The organism is Bacillus yapensis, from assembly GCF_005280205.1.
Classification (GTDB): Bacteria; Bacillota; Bacilli; order Bacillales; family Cytobacillaceae; genus Robertmurraya; species Robertmurraya yapensis.
Map to the genome: position 1 here is coordinate 139,604 of NZ_SUND01000009.1, position 16,579 is coordinate 156,182.

The following is a 16,579-nucleotide window of genomic DNA, read 5'->3' on the forward strand; positions in this document are numbered from 1 at the left end:
CTCAATCACCTCTTAAATTTTTGAAAAACTTTTTCACAATCGATGGTTCACGATAATCCAAATCAAACATGAGATCTTCCAACCAATGCGTGTCATATAAATGGTCTTCAACAAAGTTCTCGATATCATTATGACCTGGAGGATTATAAAGAATAATATCAATCCCAAATTGGTTTAATAAAAGTAACAAAGCTGCATCTGTTCGTGTCATCGTACCATTTAGCTCATTGTTGTATAAAATCAGCTTTGGAACAACTTGTGAGTAATCAAATCTCTGTAAGAGCTTTATGATCGTTTGTGGAATATGCATCCCCATTGTAAACAAATAGATTTTAAGATCATCTAGCGATTCATTATAAATAGGCTTTAAAGCAGGTCTTGCACAAATATTCCTAATGGCAGTAGCAATTCCCATTTGCAAGCCATTGGGAAGATGATTATAGTGCCAATAATTACTGTGCAGCATTTTTTCTGGTACAAGGAGACCATCATTTCCTAAAGCATCTCGAAAGTGAAAGCGAAAATCGTTATGTACAGAGCTTGAAAAAGGAAACTGTTTAATAAGAAGGCTATCTTCACTTTCCGAAATGGAGTGAAGGCGGTCCCAATATTCTTTTCGATTTTTACTTACACCTTGCACCTTAGCGAACACGGTCGGTATCTTGACGTTCCCATTTTTCACCTCGAAATCAGGTCGAATCATAGCGATTTCTTTAGTGATTAGAAATAATTCATCATAGGTTGTTTTTAACGTTATCGATGACGGAGTATAGTCTCGCAATTGCCATGGCTTATAAAGTCCCGATCCCTCATGATTCAAAATCGTTTCGATTTCTCTTGAAGCTCTATAGGCAACCGTTGCTTTGCGACTCCTCTTTTCCACTGGGAAAGGCTCTGCTGGTTTTTTTTCAGGATATTTATGTACAAAGGATAATTCTTCATTTGGATCAAACTCTGTGAAAAGATCTTCCCCATTCGGACTAAATACAATCAGGTCACAGCCTAATTTCATTAAGTAATAAATGAAATAATAGTGGCTCTTCTTGAAATTTCCGTACCAAAGGTATTTCGGCATGGCTGTATCAAGCTCATCCTTCTCAAGCTCTGGTTGAAGATGATTATATGACCACTTCACGATGTCGACGAGCACTCGTCTTAAATCATGATTTTTCAATCCTGATGGTTCCTTTTCAGAAAACAGCTTGAGTGTATCAATCATCGCTTCACGGAGCTTACGATGAACGGCCGGAATCTCGGACTTTATGAGGAGCTGTTCACCGTCTAAAAAGGCGACAAAACGATTAATGGATAGATTTTGTTCTTGATTTAGATTCAAAACCCTTTGAATCGCTTGAAATTGATGATTATCGATCCTTTTATCAAGTGTATCTTCACTCAGTAGACTTAGTACTTTCTTTTCTCCATAAATAAAGTCGAATAATTGATTATAGTATTCATCCTCATCTATCGGCATTCCAAGAAAGCGAGCGATTACCTGCCCAATATGTATGGTCCCGTCTTCAACTTGAAATTGTGGTCTTTCCTTTACAGGCTTGTTTAGCATGCTGAACCACGTTTCTGATGATACGGGTAAAATATGAGTCTTCAACTGATGATAAGATGGGTTCATGAAAATCCCTTCCCTTTTACGAGGCTTTTCTCTTTTTTACTATAGTAAGGCTTAAGCCAAGCGATAAGCTTTCCAAATATGTAAACTTATTACCATCATATCATAGGTATAGAATGTTTTTCTAAGAATGATAATTTCTTTTACGTGAGAATAGCAGAAAAGGTTTCAATTTTCGACCGAAAATGAAGAAAGCCTTCTAGTCTTATCCCTATTTCACCTTTTTTCTCGTCCACGCATATGGTGTAAAAGCTTCGAAATATTTGCGTCTTTTGAGCAGGAAGGTGAATGAAATGCGTAGTCTATATCGCTTACGAGGATCACAGGATCTTGAGAAAGAGCTTTCTATGGTTGAAGATATTATGTATTCAACGATATTTATATATTTGGATTTAATGCTCTTATCACTTATTTTTTCGTATATGTTGTTTCCCTTACACCATTCTCTGATCTTTTCATTTATTATTTTCACTGGATTCAGCGCTTTTTGTATCGGTATCTACAACGCCCTCACAAAATGGAAAAAGGATTGAGCGAAGAGCTATTTCCCATCAACCATATCTAAGATGGATTTTAGGAGCTCCTCCCCACCCTTTACCCCTAATTGCTGAATCACATGATATTGTTTCGTCCGTGGATGTATGGCAGCGAGCTCCCCATGTCCAAGTATAAAAGAAGAATGACAAAGCTTCAGAAATTCATCATCAAGGAGAGAATCGCCAGCACCAATTAATGGTTCTCCATCTTCTCTCTCTTGAATGAATTTTACCGCTTTACCCTTCGAAACTGCCGCTGGTACAACATATAGTTTTCTCCCTTGATAAGAAACTCTCCAACCTATTTCTGCAAGGAAGTCCGTAAGCTCCTGTAAAAATGGTCGAGTGACCTTTTCTTCACAAAAATAGTAGACAAAGAGATCGTCCATTATCCGCAAGTTATCTTTAATATTAAACCGCTCATTCAATAAGGCAATTACCTCGATTAAGGGGATGGAGGATTCCTTCACCTCTTCTGTGACGTTTCTATTCCATTCCAAAAGCAGCTGACCATTATAAAAAATATTGGCACCGTTCGATGTTACTGCATATTTATGGGAAATACCATTGAAGGATACTCGTTGAAACTGATGAATAGATCTTGTCGTCACTGGAACAAATAATAGCTTAGAAGAGAGTTCGCGGAGATATTCTAAAGATTTATTCGTCATAAATGATAAGTCTTTATCTAAATTCTTTTCGACTGAAATGAGCTCAAGCTCCTCTTCGAGCGGATATTCAGCTAATGCGCGCTTTGAATAAATTAGCGTTCGATCGAGATCTGATACAAATATCATGAAGCTTACCTCACATTTTTGATCAATCCACAGCATGCGTAATCCATGTGAGGATACAATTCTATTTCTACATTTCTTTCTCTACAAAGCATTAATATATGTTGGACATACGGACTCTCCATATCTTTTACGAGAATCTTCCACGGAACCCTACGTAGTAGTACTCTTGTTGTTTCTCCCACGCCTGGTTTGACCAAGTTCACATCCGAGAGATTGAACTCCGCCATAATTCTCTTCATCGTTTGATAACCAGAAAAAGTTACGTGTATATCCTCTTGAACCCGTTCTTGAAGCTGTTCAGACACCTCATTCTCAATCTTAGAAAACTCTTTTGAAATAGCCTCAATATAGTGATGAGATAAGTCGACTTCTTCTAATTCTTTATAATATTTCGCACCATGAAAATCATTTGGTCCAATAAATGCTTGATTTAAAACCGTTCTGCTAACTAAACCAGAAACAGTCGAATTTAAGCAAGCACTTGGAATTAAGAAATCATCGCGCGTCCCAAACAAAGTTGTGCAATGACCAGGATCGGCAACAACCGCTAACGTGTCATCGAGTTCGATTCCGTGCATATTTTTCAACTGCTCACAGGATTCTGAAAGGGTCAGCGAGATTGCTCCTTTACCGGTCCATCCATCCACAAACTGAATACGGCCGTTCGGATGTGAGTGCAATATATATTGCACAGCATTTGTATCTAAGCCTTTTCCTCTAATAATCGAAATACTATAATGAGGAAGTGTTATACCATATTTCCACTTAAGATAATTTTTTATTAAGATCCCGATTGGTGTCCCTGCTCTCGCTAATGACACTAGAACAGTATTCTCGCCTTTTTCCTTGAAAATCTGTTCAGCCACAACTCCTACATGGAGGGCAACCTTCGTCTTATAATCTTGCAAGGCACGATGAAATAGCTCTAAGTACTCCTCTGGTGGATAATACTCGATCGGTAAGGATTCACTATAATGCTCGCCGGATTGGATTCGCTTCTCTCTTGACTCCGTCTCCCCTTCAAGTGACAGAGAACTGAGATCCTTTAATAAGAATTTCACATCTTCCTCAGGATAAGAGCCTATTTTTGAATAAGTTGCGACAACTGGCTCCATTTTATCACTCACATCCCTCATCTAAATAAATGACGTTAATATTTGGTACCTGTGCCCTTTTCAATTCTTCGAGTAATGCATCAAGTTGCTCCGACTCTATTTTTCTCTCAAAAAATAAAAAAAGATCATCATATTCGCCAGGAGAAATATTGTATACATAGTTTTGGATCGAATGATTCATCGGATCAGGAAAGGAATAACGATTTGTAGCTCCATATTTTTCCTTGAACAGTGGGTAAATCGGACTTCTTGTCGTAGATTGATAGAAAACCCCATCTCCCATATAAGAAGCGATTTTCATTGGCAGATACATATATTCTCCTGTACCAAGGACAAGCGTTCTTCCTGTCCGTAATCCAGCCAGTTGATTTCCTGTTTCCTCTAACCATACAGTAGCTTCTCTGTTTTCATCAGCTGTTAATCCAAACCTTCCTGTATACGAAGTATAGGAATGGTTCCTTTCATCCTTATAAATTGTTGCAGAAGGATTTGGGATTTCGTGATAACTCACATTTTGCACGATATCACCTATTGTATAAGGACTGTCTTGTTCATTCTCAAGCAAATTTGCTTGTCCTTCTACAGAAACTGTACCCTTAACCAAACTAACAGAATGAATTTCAATTCCCAATTCAGCTTCCAAGGATTTGAATAGAGCAATATGCTCATCCGAGCGCCAATCTAATATGGACACAACCGTATAGGTTGTCCTAGGAAAACTTGCATGAATGGAACGGATAATATTTAGCGCAGTCTTCCCAGTCGTCAACTCGTCATCTACTAAAATGATTTCTCTGCTATTGTTTAATAATTCCTTTTTAATATAAGCACGATGTGATGTTGCATGAGAGTGCTCCTCTTCAAAGGTAATCGCTGGCTCTACCTCATCCAACCATTCTCTCGTCGTATGAAAATAATCTGCTTCCTTAAACGCTTCGAAAAAAGCATGTCCAAGTGCTGTCGCTGTTTCTGCAAACCCAATAACTATTGGGTTACTATCATCAATAAATGAGGAAATCTCAGCTGACCCCGGCTTGTCCATCATAAATTGCGAAAGAAGGTCAGACGTAATTTCCTGTTGCTCACCACTACGTTCCTCCAAATACCTAGCAGCAAGTAGCGCACCGACAAGGATTCCTTTTGCTGGTTGAATCGGAATATGTTTTCCAAGAACCTTACTTACAAATAAGAAGGCGCGTTTTTTATTAATCCTTGCAGCCATTAAAAATAAATCTTCTAGAGGAATACCATAAACATTTTGTTGAACGCTTACTTCAACTTTAAGATCATCTAGTATTTTATACGTAGCTATATTGTTTTTTGAGTAAGTCGATGTACGTGTAATCATTGTGAAGCACCCCGTAAGTTTCTGATTTCAACATAATTTTATTCGCCCAATACAAATGAGGCTTCAGTTCATTCATTTTATTAGCGAAAGAGCTTTTCAGTACCCCTATTTCCCCGTTTCCTTCTGAAAGGATATGAAATGCATCCATATATTCTTCATACGAAACAGCATTTAAGGCTTGAACCGCCTGAATATGAGTAGGGTGGATAATCGTTTTTCCAACAATACCATTGGCGATATCCATTAATATTTCTCGGATAAAACCATCCATATGGGTACCGATAATTTCTTGTCTGATCTTAGCCCCTTCAGTACCATATTTCTCAATAAATGGAGATTCTCGAATTTGAGGTTTTAGCACTCTTTCCGCTGAGGAAAAATACTCCCATACTGGGCCAGAAACCACGTAGGGACTATCAAAACGAACAAACATATTAATGATATCCGCAATACAATCCCGAATGACAGCAATGTCGTATACGGTTGTATCCGAATTACGTCGTATACCAAATATACCTGAGAAATCAGTTGCTCCGATGCGCACATTCAATACAATATCTTTGTATTGATCTAGCAAACTCTTAATGCCAAACAGTTCTTTATCTCGTGTCTCTTGATATATGATTTCTTTCGACTCTAAGATCGGCATTGCATAAAGTGGTGTATTAGAAAATTGCAAACTAGCAAGCTTTTGTAAAATGGGTTCTCCATTTGAACGACGAAATTTAGGAATGACAATTCCTGTAATGAGTTTTAGGCGTTCACCGAGGAAATCGATTAAACGACATAGTTGCTCCAAATTTCTTATTCGAATAAAAATTAGTGGGAGTTCGTCTATATCGATATATCCCTTTTCTAATCCTTCATATAATGAAGTTAACTCATCTACTAACATTTGCTCAGCTTTCTCTACTTCATTATCTCCGATGGCATCCTCCAGACAGATAACTAGAGACGTTAAGCCAGCATGTTTTTTTGTAAGAATATCCTCATGGATATTTTTTCTCGTTGCAGGCATATAAAGTGTCCCACCCAGACCATAAGCAAGGATTTCACGAGGAGAGTACTTATTAAATGATGTAGGACTTTTGTAAAAATATTGTTCGATTTCACGATCATATAAGCTAGAAAATAATCGCATTGCACCTGCTCCTCTTTCAAATTTTACCATTTTTTTGTATAAAGAAAGGGAGCGGACAATTGTCTGTTCCCTTTCCCTTCAATATGAGTCAATCTTGGTTGTACGATTAATTCTGCACTTCGGAAGCTTTTTTCTTGTTTCGGAAGTGAACAATAAATGTGATAGCAAATGCAATCAATAACACGATGAAGAAATACATATGATCGATGTGAATATGGAAAACACCTAAAAGCATCTTCACAGCAATGATCAAAATCAAAACATATGCTGTCGTTTCAATTTCAGGCACGCGGTCGATAAGCTTTAAGAATACTCCTGCAACTCCACGCATCATAAGTACTCCAAGCATTCCACCTAATAATAAAACCCAGATTTCATTACTAATCCCGAACGCTGCAAGTACACTATCAATCGAGAATGCGATATCCATTAATTCAACAGCAGCTACTGTACCCCAAAAATTACCGAATAGTCGAATAAGTAAACCACTTTTATTGATTCCTTCGACTTCCTCTTCCTCTTGCGACTGGTTACTTTCTTTTCTCTTATCGATAAAATATTTAATGGCTAACCAAGCTAAGTAACCTGCACCTAAAATCTTTACCCACCAAAATTCGATTAAGTAGACACCTACACCAATAGCAATAAAGCGAAATACATAGGCTCCTAGTAGTCCGTAAAATAAAGCTTTCTTACGCTGTTCCTCTGGTAGATGCTTAACCATTACGGCTAAAACGAGGGCATTATCAGCAGATAGCAAACCTTCCATAATGACTAGCGTTCCGATTAATCCCCACGCAACAGGGTTTGTAAAAACATGGTCGACCCACATTTGCCAATCAAAAAATTGGGCATACGTATCTAAAATTCCTTGTAATACTGACATATCAAGCTGTTCCTCCTGAGTTATATATATAAATTCTGTCGTTAGAAAGACTCGGTCTTAACCGAGTCTATTGTTTGATTATCCAACCTGCAATCCAAAATCCGTTGCTAATGCTCCTAAACCACCTTGATAGCCACTGCCAATCGCACTAAACTTCCACTCACCATTGTGACGGTATAATTCCCCAACAACAAGAGCCGTTTCAATAGAGAAATCCTCACCTAAGTCATAACGAATTAATTCTTCGTTAGTATCCCCGTTCAATACCCTTACATATGCATTTGATACTTGACCGAAGTTTTGACTTCTTGCTTCAGCATCATGAATTGTAATTGTAAATGTTACACGCTGAACTTGAGCTGGTACTGTAGTTAAAGAAACGTTAATTTGTTCATCATCCCCGTCTCCAGCACCAGTACGATTATCACCTGTATGTACTACTGAACCATTTCCACCTGTAGTGTTGTTGTAGAATACAAAATCACTTTCTGATGTAACTTTGCCATTCTCTCCAAGTAAAAATACAGAAGTGTCTAAGTCAAAATCATTTCCACCATCATATTTATTCGTATCCCATCCTAAACCAACTACAACCTTTGTAAGTCCAGGATTCGTTTTTGTTAAATCTACTTTTTGTCCTTTTGATAAACTAATTGCCATGATTACAACCTCCATTTAATTTTTAAATTTCATAATGGCTTACCTGTAAAAAACGAACATTCTTCTACCTACTTAGATGAACTTCTTTGCGGGTATTCAGTTTCATTTACTTATTGTAACCTTCGTTCGCCTTTTAAATTTGCCATTTTACCTTGTGACATTAACACCAGTGTCTACTTTTACGATTAACCTGTTCAAAAGTTTCACAAGCTATAAAAAAAATTTCAAAAAATATTACTGTATGTATTGGAGTAAGACTCACTTAGCATACAGTATATTTTTCCACAAAATGCTGTGAATTTCAATTAAGACGCTAGCTCATCCATTTTGGGGGCGTATTTTTTGCCCAATAAATAGAACCGATCTCATGATGCTCTTGAAAATCGTCAGCATCTATATGGTAATGAAAGTTAAACCAATATCCATCCTGAGGAGGATGGTCCCTTCGAACATGAAACCTTATAACATCCTCGTTATTTTCTCTATTAGCAATATGAAAAATTCTTTCAGAATCTCCTCCTGAAGGAGCTTCTGAAATATATAGCTGTCGCAAGCTATCTTCCTCATATTGACTCGCAACGGTTTCAATTACTTTCTCAATGTTTGGGAGGATAATCTCTCTAAATTCATCCTCAATAACTGGACCAATTCGAGTTCCAAATTTCGTATACGAGAGGTGCTCTGCATCCTTTAGAAGATTACTTATTGGGTCCTTTTCATTGGTGTAGCCATCGAAAAATTCAATTTGTTGTACTTCGGTCGCTGAATCTTGTGTTTTCGATTCAACTGCATCCCTTTTTGGATCCTTGTCATTTACAAAATCATGGAGTTGGGAAGGAGTAACAATTCCAAAGGTTAATACAGTGACCAAGACAACCAACGATTTACGTAACCATTTGGGCATAACTCTCTCCTCCTTCACTATTAATTTCAAATCTTTTCTAATAATTCTTTCTTGTCCTATGAAAATCCTTTGAAAAACTATACATAATTCAAGTATTTTCCGCATCAGATGAAGTATCAAAAGCAAAAGGTGAAAATGGAAAATCTCCCAATAAAACTATAAGAATATTATACACGTTTATTACGACAAAAAGAGCAAAAGGTTTCAAAATCTTTTAGACTAGCTTTCCTAAAAAAATGCTCAAGCCACGTAAAATTGCTGCTAAACGATGAGCCTAAACAGCTGTGTGAAATTTTTCATGGAAGGAGGTTGAAAATTTAAGAGAGAGCCTTACAGATTAAGATTAATCCAAATCGGAAATGATATAAAAAATGGAAGGAGTGCGATAACGTGGACTGGTCAATGGTTATTGTAATTGGTAGCTTACTTATGCTTATCTATTTTGTGTATTTGTCAATTGCAGACTAATATTCAGATACAGTGGACCATCTAGAGACGGATTCACTGTATCTGCAGTACTCCAAAGTGAAACTTAGCCGTTTTTCTTCTCAGCACCTCAAAATTGTATTTTTCAAATCTTTGACTGCGAAAATGATCTTTTAATACGACTCTTTCCCTCGCAACCCTTTTCGCGTGAGTCATCATTTCATTTGAAATATCTTGATAAACTGCAATTTGACTTAGACCTTTTATTCCGTCCGATTCCAAAATCCGCTCTTCAAACATCGGATCAAAATAAACACAATCAAAGCTTTTATCTGGTAATGTCCTTAAATAATCCAAGGATAGCATCTGCACCACTTCAATATGCCTTAACGCTCTATTCATTTCGTCGATTCCTGAATCCCAACTTTTTAACCCTTTTTCAACCAAGTAGGCCAAATAAGGATTTCCTTCAATCCCAACCACGCGTCCTTCATTTCTGACGATATAGCTTGCTACTATGCTATCGGAGGCAAGCCCTAGTGTGCAGTCTAATAAATGCTTCCCTCGATCCAAATCACAAGCCTCAATAAAAGGATCATGGCCGTTTTCCATCAAACGTTTAATACGAAACATGCTCGAATTAGGATGAAAGAAGAATGGATCGTTTTCACCAAAGGGAAACAACTCTAGTCGTTCCTTCCCCACGACAATACAATCTTCTTTATAAATTTCCTGCAAAGCCTTTACAGACTTTTTATTTCTCGTAATATATTGAGTCTTTAATTCTAGCGCTACTTCTTTTGCAATCTTTACCATTTCTTCATTTGTACGTCCTGCAGTTGTTACAAACATCGAACCACCCTAAATTTTATTCTTCATTTGAATAGGAAAAGGATGCCTAATCGACATCCTCGTAGTGCATTATTCGCAATGATTTTCAAAAGCCGCAAGTAAGTTTTCCATGATCGCTTCCATTGGATAGCTCTCAATATCATCACGTGGGATAAAATGAACAACCTCTTTCCCTTTTAACAGGGCCATAGATGGAGAAGAAGGCTCAAATCCTTCGAAGTATTCACGCATCTTAGCAGTTGCTTCTTTTTCTTGACCTGCAAAAACGGTTACCAATTGGTCAGGACTTTTTTCTGTTCTAAGTAGTGCTTGAGACACAGCAGGACGTGCTAGACCAGCTGCACAGCCACAAACTGAATTTACTACTACTAAAGTAGTCCCTGTTGCACTCTCCATGAATGATTCCACTTCTTCAGGAGTTACTAGCTCTTTAAAACCTGCTTGAACGAGTTCTTGACGCATCGGCTTAACCATTTGCTTCATATATTCTTCATATGCCATTGACATTATCGTTTGCCTCCCTTACTTTACCTGCAATATTAGCATACTATATTTATGAAATAAGATGCAATTTGCCTGCACATTTTTCCCTTTTTAACTTAAGTTGTAAGAAAATTAAGAATATTTTTTTATTCAAAATATGTCGAATTACCCTATAAAATTGTCAACTATTGTCCTATTATAATAGATACATATATATAGTAGGAGAGGACGTTTGTCTCACATGCAAACAAGAAGCAGACTGATCTTATTCATCACACTAGTAAGTTTATCCTTGATTATTTTTTCTTCCTCTACTATTCTAGCAGACTATTTTGCCTTTGAATCTACAGCGGAAGCCAAAACAATTGGGACAAGCAATAGCAATATTAAAAATCATATCGCAAAATCTACTGATATCGTAGTGAAAGAAATAGATGAACAATTTCTAATAACGGACCCATCAAAACTAATCTATATTACTTTTGATGATGGGCCAACAGAATACACGCCTGCCATCCTTCAAATATTGGACCAATATCAAATCAAATCAACATTTTTTATGTTAAATAACTATGTACAAAAGCACCCTGAAATTTCAAAAGCAGTTGCAACGGCTGGACACACGATCGGATGCCATGGCGTAACGCACAAGGTTTCAGAATTTTATAAAACACTCACCTCTCCTCGAGATGAGATGACTACATGCGGGAAAACAGTTGAAGATGTAACTGGAGAGCATGTTCAAGTCGTTCGTGTTCCATTCGGAAGTTTTCCACATTTAACAGCAGCACAAAAAACAGAGCTGGATAAAGCTCAATATGTTTTGTGGGATTGGAATGTGGATAGTAACGACTGGAGCATAAACAATAGCGACAAAATTGTTCAATCTGTGCTAAAACAAGTTGAGAAATTTAAAGGTCGACAGAAATCACCAGTCCTTCTGTTTCACGATAAGGAAGTTACCACAAAGGCATTACCAATCATTATTGAAAGCTTACAAGCTCAAGGATATCTTTTTAAACAAATTACTGTAGATGATGAACCTTTACAGTTTGCAACAAAAAAGTAAAGCTGACATAAATATGTCAGCTTTCTTTATTTCTCATTTCCGTCATCTGCTTCCAAACAGAACCCTTAGCTTCTTCTCCAAGTTCAATTCTTTCAATCGCAAGCTTGATTTGCAAGCTAACCTCAAATTCTGGGTCATCTTCTGCTGCTTTCAAGGCAGGAAGTGCCTTCTCATCCGCTACTTCATATAAGAACATCGCAGCTCTCCAACGTACTAGCTTACTTTTATCTTGAAGAGCTTTCATCATTTCTTCTGTTGCTTCTTCAAAACCTAAATCGGATAAGCAGTCACCAGCTGTTCTTCGCACTGTAACTGATTTGTCCTGTAATGCCTTATACAGATACGGAAGAACACCTTTGTCCTCAATCATCCCTAAATAAACGGTTGCGAGTCTTCGAATTGATGCCTTTTCATCCGTTAATGCCTTATCTAATAATGGTAGATCACTCAAGGTTGGATCTTCCATCTGTTCTAAAAGCTGATAACGTTTTTGCCAATCCGGCTCATCGAAATCTTCTAGAGAAACTTTTATCTTTTTGCGAGGTTGTGCTTGGACAACTGGATCCGTACTCTTCGCTTGAGCAATTAGCTCTTTAAGGCGTTCTTGTGGATACGCAGCGGTTAATTCCTCAACCACTTCCTTGCCAATCTCGTCAAATTCCCCATAACGTACTCCAAAGTCTTTCCATTTTCTTTGCAGGATGTAGTTCTGTTCATCCTGCAACTCAGAAACTAGACTCGTGTACATTTCTGACATACCGTAACGTCTTTCTTCCGTACCATCTGTTAATTTTACTTGAAGAGGAATCCCTTTAAACATTTGAACCTGAACTTTGATTTCTCCATAATGCTCATCAACAGAATTTTGTAGAGCTCCCGCTTCCCCGTCTTCACCAAAAGCCTTGCGAACTTGAGGTAGCAGGTCTTTCCAATCGTATTTGGCATTTCTTTCAACCGCTAAAAAATCAGCAACGTGATAGACGCCTTTGATACCATCAATATTCAAAATATCTTGGACAACCTTGGGAGCATCCTCCATTGTCTCTTTCTTATAATTACTACTTTTACCCATCGGAAGTTCTTCATCTAAATTAATCTTCATAGAATTTGGACTTGGTGTCGGTTCAATTGATTTAATCTTCATATTTTCACCCTTTTTACTTTAAGCTGTCATATAAAATATTGCTTCAATAGTAACATAATTTCAAATCACACTCATGAATTGTGCTCAAACTTCAGTTCAATTTAACTATTACCTTAAATTCATTCATTTTCCGCTAACTCTGACAAATAGCTCCACCGATCGATTAAATACTCAAGCTTTTCATTCAATGTATTTTCCTCATTCATTAAATTCTGCGCTTTTTCGAAATCGCTCCCTGTCTTCGCCATTTCTTCAGAGATTGCTTTGAGTCGGTCCTCTACCTTGGCAATGTCCTCATCAATGGATTCCCATTCCATTTTCTCTTTATAACTCATTCTTTTCTTTTTAGGCTTTTCCTGTTCTACCACTTTAACGGGTTGAGTAGATTGCTTTTCCTCAGATTTCTCAGAACGACTTTCTAACATCTCAGTATAGTTTCCATAAAAAGAATCAATCTCGCCGTCACCTTTTAAAATAAGAAGCTGGTCAGCAACTTTATCTAAGAAGTAGCGGTCATGGGAAACTGTTATGACAACTCCTGGGAACTCTTCTAAATAATCCTCAAGTACTGTTAATGTTTGCGTATCGAGATCATTTGTCGGTTCATCTAAAAGTAACACATTTGGTTCAGTCATAAGAATCTTTAATAAATATAATCTACGCTTTTCCCCACCAGACAGCTTACGAATTGGCGTACCGTGAGTATATGTTGGGAATAAGAATCTCTCTAGCATTTGCGAAGCTGATATCGTTTTGCCATCAGAGGTAGAAACCACCTGAGCCGTTTCTTTTAAGTACTCAATCATTCGCTTATTTTCATCCATATCATCATTTTCTTGGGTGTAATAAGCGACTTTGACCGTTTGTCCCATGATAAATTCACCAGAATCCAGCGGCAATCTTCCTGCTAACGTATTAAGCAAGGTTGATTTTCCTGTTCCATTGCTACCGACAATACCAATGCGATCGCCTGGTTTTACAAGTAGGTTAAAATCCTTAAGAATAGGCTTTGTATCATAGGATTTGTAGGCATCTTTCAATTCAAACACTTGTTTCCCTAAGCGGCTACCTGATAAAGAAATGTCTAGCTTTTCCGATTGTTTTGCTGATGACACTTGTTGCTCCAAGCTATCAAAACGATCAATTCTAGCCTTTTGTTTTGTGGTCCGTGCTTTTGCTCCTCTTCTTATCCACTCAAGCTCTCGTCGGAATAAATTTCTTTGCTTATCAAGAGTTGCTGCTTCATTTTCTTCACGAATCGCTTTTGCTTCTAAAAAGGCAGCATAGTTTCCCTTATAGCTGTAAAGATTGCCGCCTTCAAGTTCGAACATTCGATTCGTAACACGGTCTAAAAAGTAGCGATCATGTGTTACAAGTAAGAGTGCGCCTTTATAGCGGCCCAAATATTCTTCTAACCATTTTACAGATTCATAATCAAGATGGTTGGTCGGCTCATCTAAAATGAGTAAATCCGCTTCTCGAATCAAAACTTGAGCAAGGGATACACGTTTCTTTTGCCCACCAGAAAGCTCAGCTATCTTTTTATTAAAATCTGTAATGCCTAGCTTAGTCAAAATCGTTTTTGCATTCGTTCCAACATCCCAGCCCTCAACAGCATCCATTCTACTTTGTAATTCAAATAAGCGCTCTTGACTACTTTGTTGGGTAGGGTTCATCTCAAATTCCATTAATGCTTTCTCATACTCTTTGACAACACGGAGGACAGGTGCATCCCCTTCAAACACCTGATCCAATACGGTTAATTCATCATTTAGAGATGGCGTTTGCGAGGAGTAGGCAATTTTATAATCCTTTGGCATAACGATCTCTCCGGAGTCAGGTAGATCGACACCAGCGACAATTTTTAATAAAGATGATTTACCTGTACCATTGACCCCAATTAAGCCCACACGTTCCTTTTCGGAAATTGTAAATGATATATCTTGAAATAGTTGTTTTTCACCATATGTCTTCGAAAGATTTTCGATTGATAATATTTTCATTAGAAACCAATCCATTCATAGTAAGTTTGTCGCTTATTATTTTAACATAAAACAAAAAGCGCTTATGAGCGCTTTAGTCTAAATCATTATACCAGCTAATTCCGATTGTATCCTCTCCAGCATGAACTCCAATCGTGGCACCTAGCGGATGGCAGCTAAAACGAATGCTTGGAAACTCGCTTTCGAGCTCATCTTTCCACTTTAACGCCTCCGTAATATGCAACCCATATAGTATATAAACCTCTTCAAATTTGAATTTTTCGTAAGAAGACTGTAAATAACTATAGATCTTTTCTTTCGCTTTTTTTTCGCTTCTTGCTTTATCTTTAATCGATAGAACACCATTTGCCACCGAAATAATCGGTTTAACATTAAGCATACTTCCTAGAAAAAACTTCATTCCAGACATTCTTCCACTACGATGAAGCTGTTCAAGGCTTCTTACAAGCACATAGGTTTCATAGGTTTCTCTTATTTTTTCGATCTTCTCCTCGATAACGCTTACACTTTTTCCTTCTGCTAACCACTCCATCCCCTTTTTTATCTGTACGGTCAACGGGTAGGATAAAATTCTCGAGTCAATCGTTGTAACCGGTATATCTACTAGCTGTGATGCCTGTTCGCTTGACGAAACAGTACCACTAAGATCTGATGATACTAAGATCGAGATAACCTCTTCATATTCCCCTTGTAGCTTCTCATACAAATTTTTAAACTCTCCGACTGAAGGCTGTGAGGTTTTAGGTGGGTTCTTTAATGACTTTAATCGTTGAAATAATTCTTCAGGGGTCAAATCAATTTTGTCCTTGTATTCCTCTTCATCCAATATAATGGACATTGGAACAGTATATAAATCTGGATGATTCACTAATTCCTCATCCAAGCTAGCTGTACTATCCGTTACCCAGGCAATTTTCTTCATACTTTCGCCCCTTATCTAAATTTAGTACCTACTATTAAAAATAGATACTAAATTTATTTTACCTTTTCTTTAAAGAGAGCACCAGCTTAATTCCATCAAATTTGCTTTAATTTTTTTATCGAAGCAAGTATGTAATCAACCATCATGAAGAGATCATCTATTTGGTCTTCTACAATCAGCCGATTGAATTCGAGCTTAATTTCTTTCATAATCTCGCCCATTTTTCCCATCGGGTTAAAGCTCACGTTTTGATTGATCGAACGATCGTTTCCCCATATCCGAGCTAGCTCATCTTCAATTTTCTCATGGAGTTCCTGACGATTTTCATGTCTCATTTTAAAAAGAATTGTAAGATGTGCCCCCGCTTGCTGACTTTCTTGATTGGATGGCAGTAGTTCAGCAGCAAGGTTCTCCAGGTTTGCCTGTAAGATAAGGGTGCACTGTACAGATGAATTTGCCGTTTCTGTAAAGGTAACCTCATAGATTCTTGAGAGTTTCGCTAAATTCATGAGATCGTTTCGGTCGATAATGGCTATTTCTCCATCTAAATCCCGGTCATAAAGAGCACCTTCAATAACAACTTTCATATTTTCAAAAGCAGTTGGGTCAAACATAAATCATTACACCTCGCAAAAAAATTGGCGGCAAGGTTCCCCTCACCGCACC

Annotated in this window: 15 protein-coding genes; 1 reads left to right on the forward strand and 14 read right to left on the reverse strand. The window is 37.6% G+C overall.

The genetic code is table 11. From position 1 onward, the window contains the following. Position 1: 1 nt before the first annotated feature. The 10 genes from FAR12_RS12530 to FAR12_RS12575 form a co-directional block, all read right to left on the reverse strand. Positions 2 to 1,630 carry a YceG family protein gene (locus FAR12_RS12530; RefSeq protein ID WP_126408999.1) on the reverse strand — a complete coding sequence of 543 codons (1,629 nt, stop codon included), beginning with the start codon at positions 1,628 to 1,630 and terminating at the stop codon, positions 2 to 4. Positions 1,631 to 2,168: 538 nt separating this feature from the next. After that, entirely contained in the window at positions 2,169 to 2,960 is a 792-nt protein-coding gene (locus FAR12_RS12535) for an HAD family hydrolase (RefSeq protein WP_170972193.1), read from the reverse strand. Positions 2,961 to 2,965: 5 nt separating this feature from the next. Then, complete coding sequence (locus FAR12_RS12540) at positions 2,966 to 4,096, reverse strand: cysteine protease StiP family protein (RefSeq protein WP_246010383.1); 1,131 nt, start codon at positions 4,094 to 4,096, stop codon at positions 2,966 to 2,968. Continuing rightward, positions 4,080 to 5,423 carry a phosphoribosyltransferase family protein gene (locus tag FAR12_RS12545; protein ID WP_126409001.1) on the reverse strand — a complete coding sequence of 448 codons (1,344 nt, stop codon included), beginning with the start codon at positions 5,421 to 5,423 and terminating at the stop codon, positions 4,080 to 4,082. The genes FAR12_RS12540 and FAR12_RS12545 overlap by 17 nt, the downstream gene beginning before the upstream one ends. Further along, positions 5,374 to 6,564, reverse strand: a complete 1,191-nt coding sequence (locus tag FAR12_RS12550) for an HpcH/HpaI aldolase/citrate lyase family protein (RefSeq protein ID WP_126409002.1) — start codon at positions 6,562 to 6,564, stop codon at positions 5,374 to 5,376. Before FAR12_RS12550 ends, FAR12_RS12545 begins: the two co-directional genes overlap by 50 nt. Positions 6,565 to 6,670: 106 nt before the next feature. Further along, complete coding sequence (locus FAR12_RS12555; protein WP_126409003.1) at positions 6,671 to 7,450, reverse strand: TerC family protein; 780 nt, start codon at positions 7,448 to 7,450, stop codon at positions 6,671 to 6,673. A gap of 78 nt (positions 7,451 to 7,528) precedes the next feature. Further along, positions 7,529 to 8,110, reverse strand: coding sequence for a TerD family protein (locus tag FAR12_RS12560; RefSeq protein ID WP_126409004.1), 582 nt, complete (start codon positions 8,108 to 8,110; stop codon positions 7,529 to 7,531). Between the two features lie 313 nt (positions 8,111 to 8,423). Further along, positions 8,424 to 9,014, reverse strand: coding sequence for a YpjP family protein (locus FAR12_RS12565; protein ID WP_126409005.1), 591 nt, complete (start codon positions 9,012 to 9,014; stop codon positions 8,424 to 8,426). Between the two features lie 501 nt (positions 9,015 to 9,515). Beyond that, entirely contained in the window at positions 9,516 to 10,292 is a 777-nt protein-coding gene (locus FAR12_RS12570) for a class I SAM-dependent methyltransferase (protein ID WP_126409006.1), read from the reverse strand. Positions 10,293 to 10,361: 69 nt separating this feature from the next. Next, positions 10,362 to 10,799 carry a BrxA/BrxB family bacilliredoxin gene (locus tag FAR12_RS12575; protein ID WP_126409007.1) on the reverse strand — a complete coding sequence of 146 codons (438 nt, stop codon included), beginning with the start codon at positions 10,797 to 10,799 and terminating at the stop codon, positions 10,362 to 10,364. Between the two features lie 217 nt (positions 10,800 to 11,016). Between FAR12_RS12575 and FAR12_RS12580 the strand changes: the two genes are divergently transcribed. Further along, positions 11,017 to 11,844 (forward strand): polysaccharide deacetylase family protein, encoded by an 828-nt coding sequence (locus tag FAR12_RS12580; protein WP_246010386.1) that lies wholly within the window; start codon positions 11,017 to 11,019, stop codon positions 11,842 to 11,844. Between the two features lie 16 nt (positions 11,845 to 11,860). Here FAR12_RS12580 and FAR12_RS12585 read toward each other — a convergent pair whose 3' ends face one another. The 4 genes from FAR12_RS12585 to FAR12_RS12600 form a co-directional block, all read right to left on the reverse strand. Next, positions 11,861 to 12,988: a conserved virulence factor C family protein gene (locus FAR12_RS12585; RefSeq protein WP_126409009.1), complete on the reverse strand. Its 1,128-nt coding sequence runs from the start codon at positions 12,986 to 12,988 to the stop codon at positions 11,861 to 11,863. A 119-nt stretch (positions 12,989 to 13,107) separates the two neighbouring features. Continuing rightward, the gene (locus tag FAR12_RS12590; RefSeq protein ID WP_126409010.1) at positions 13,108 to 14,991 is read right to left on the reverse strand and encodes an ABC-F family ATP-binding cassette domain-containing protein; all 1,884 of its coding nucleotides are present in this window, start codon (positions 14,989 to 14,991) and stop codon (positions 13,108 to 13,110) included. 73 nt (positions 14,992 to 15,064) lie between these two features. After that, entirely contained in the window at positions 15,065 to 15,913 is an 849-nt protein-coding gene (locus FAR12_RS12595) for a DegV family protein (RefSeq protein WP_126409011.1), read from the reverse strand. A gap of 95 nt (positions 15,914 to 16,008) precedes the next feature. Continuing rightward, positions 16,009 to 16,527, reverse strand: coding sequence for a hypothetical protein (locus tag FAR12_RS12600; RefSeq protein ID WP_126409012.1), 519 nt, complete (start codon positions 16,525 to 16,527; stop codon positions 16,009 to 16,011). Positions 16,528 to 16,579 lie beyond the last annotated feature (52 nt).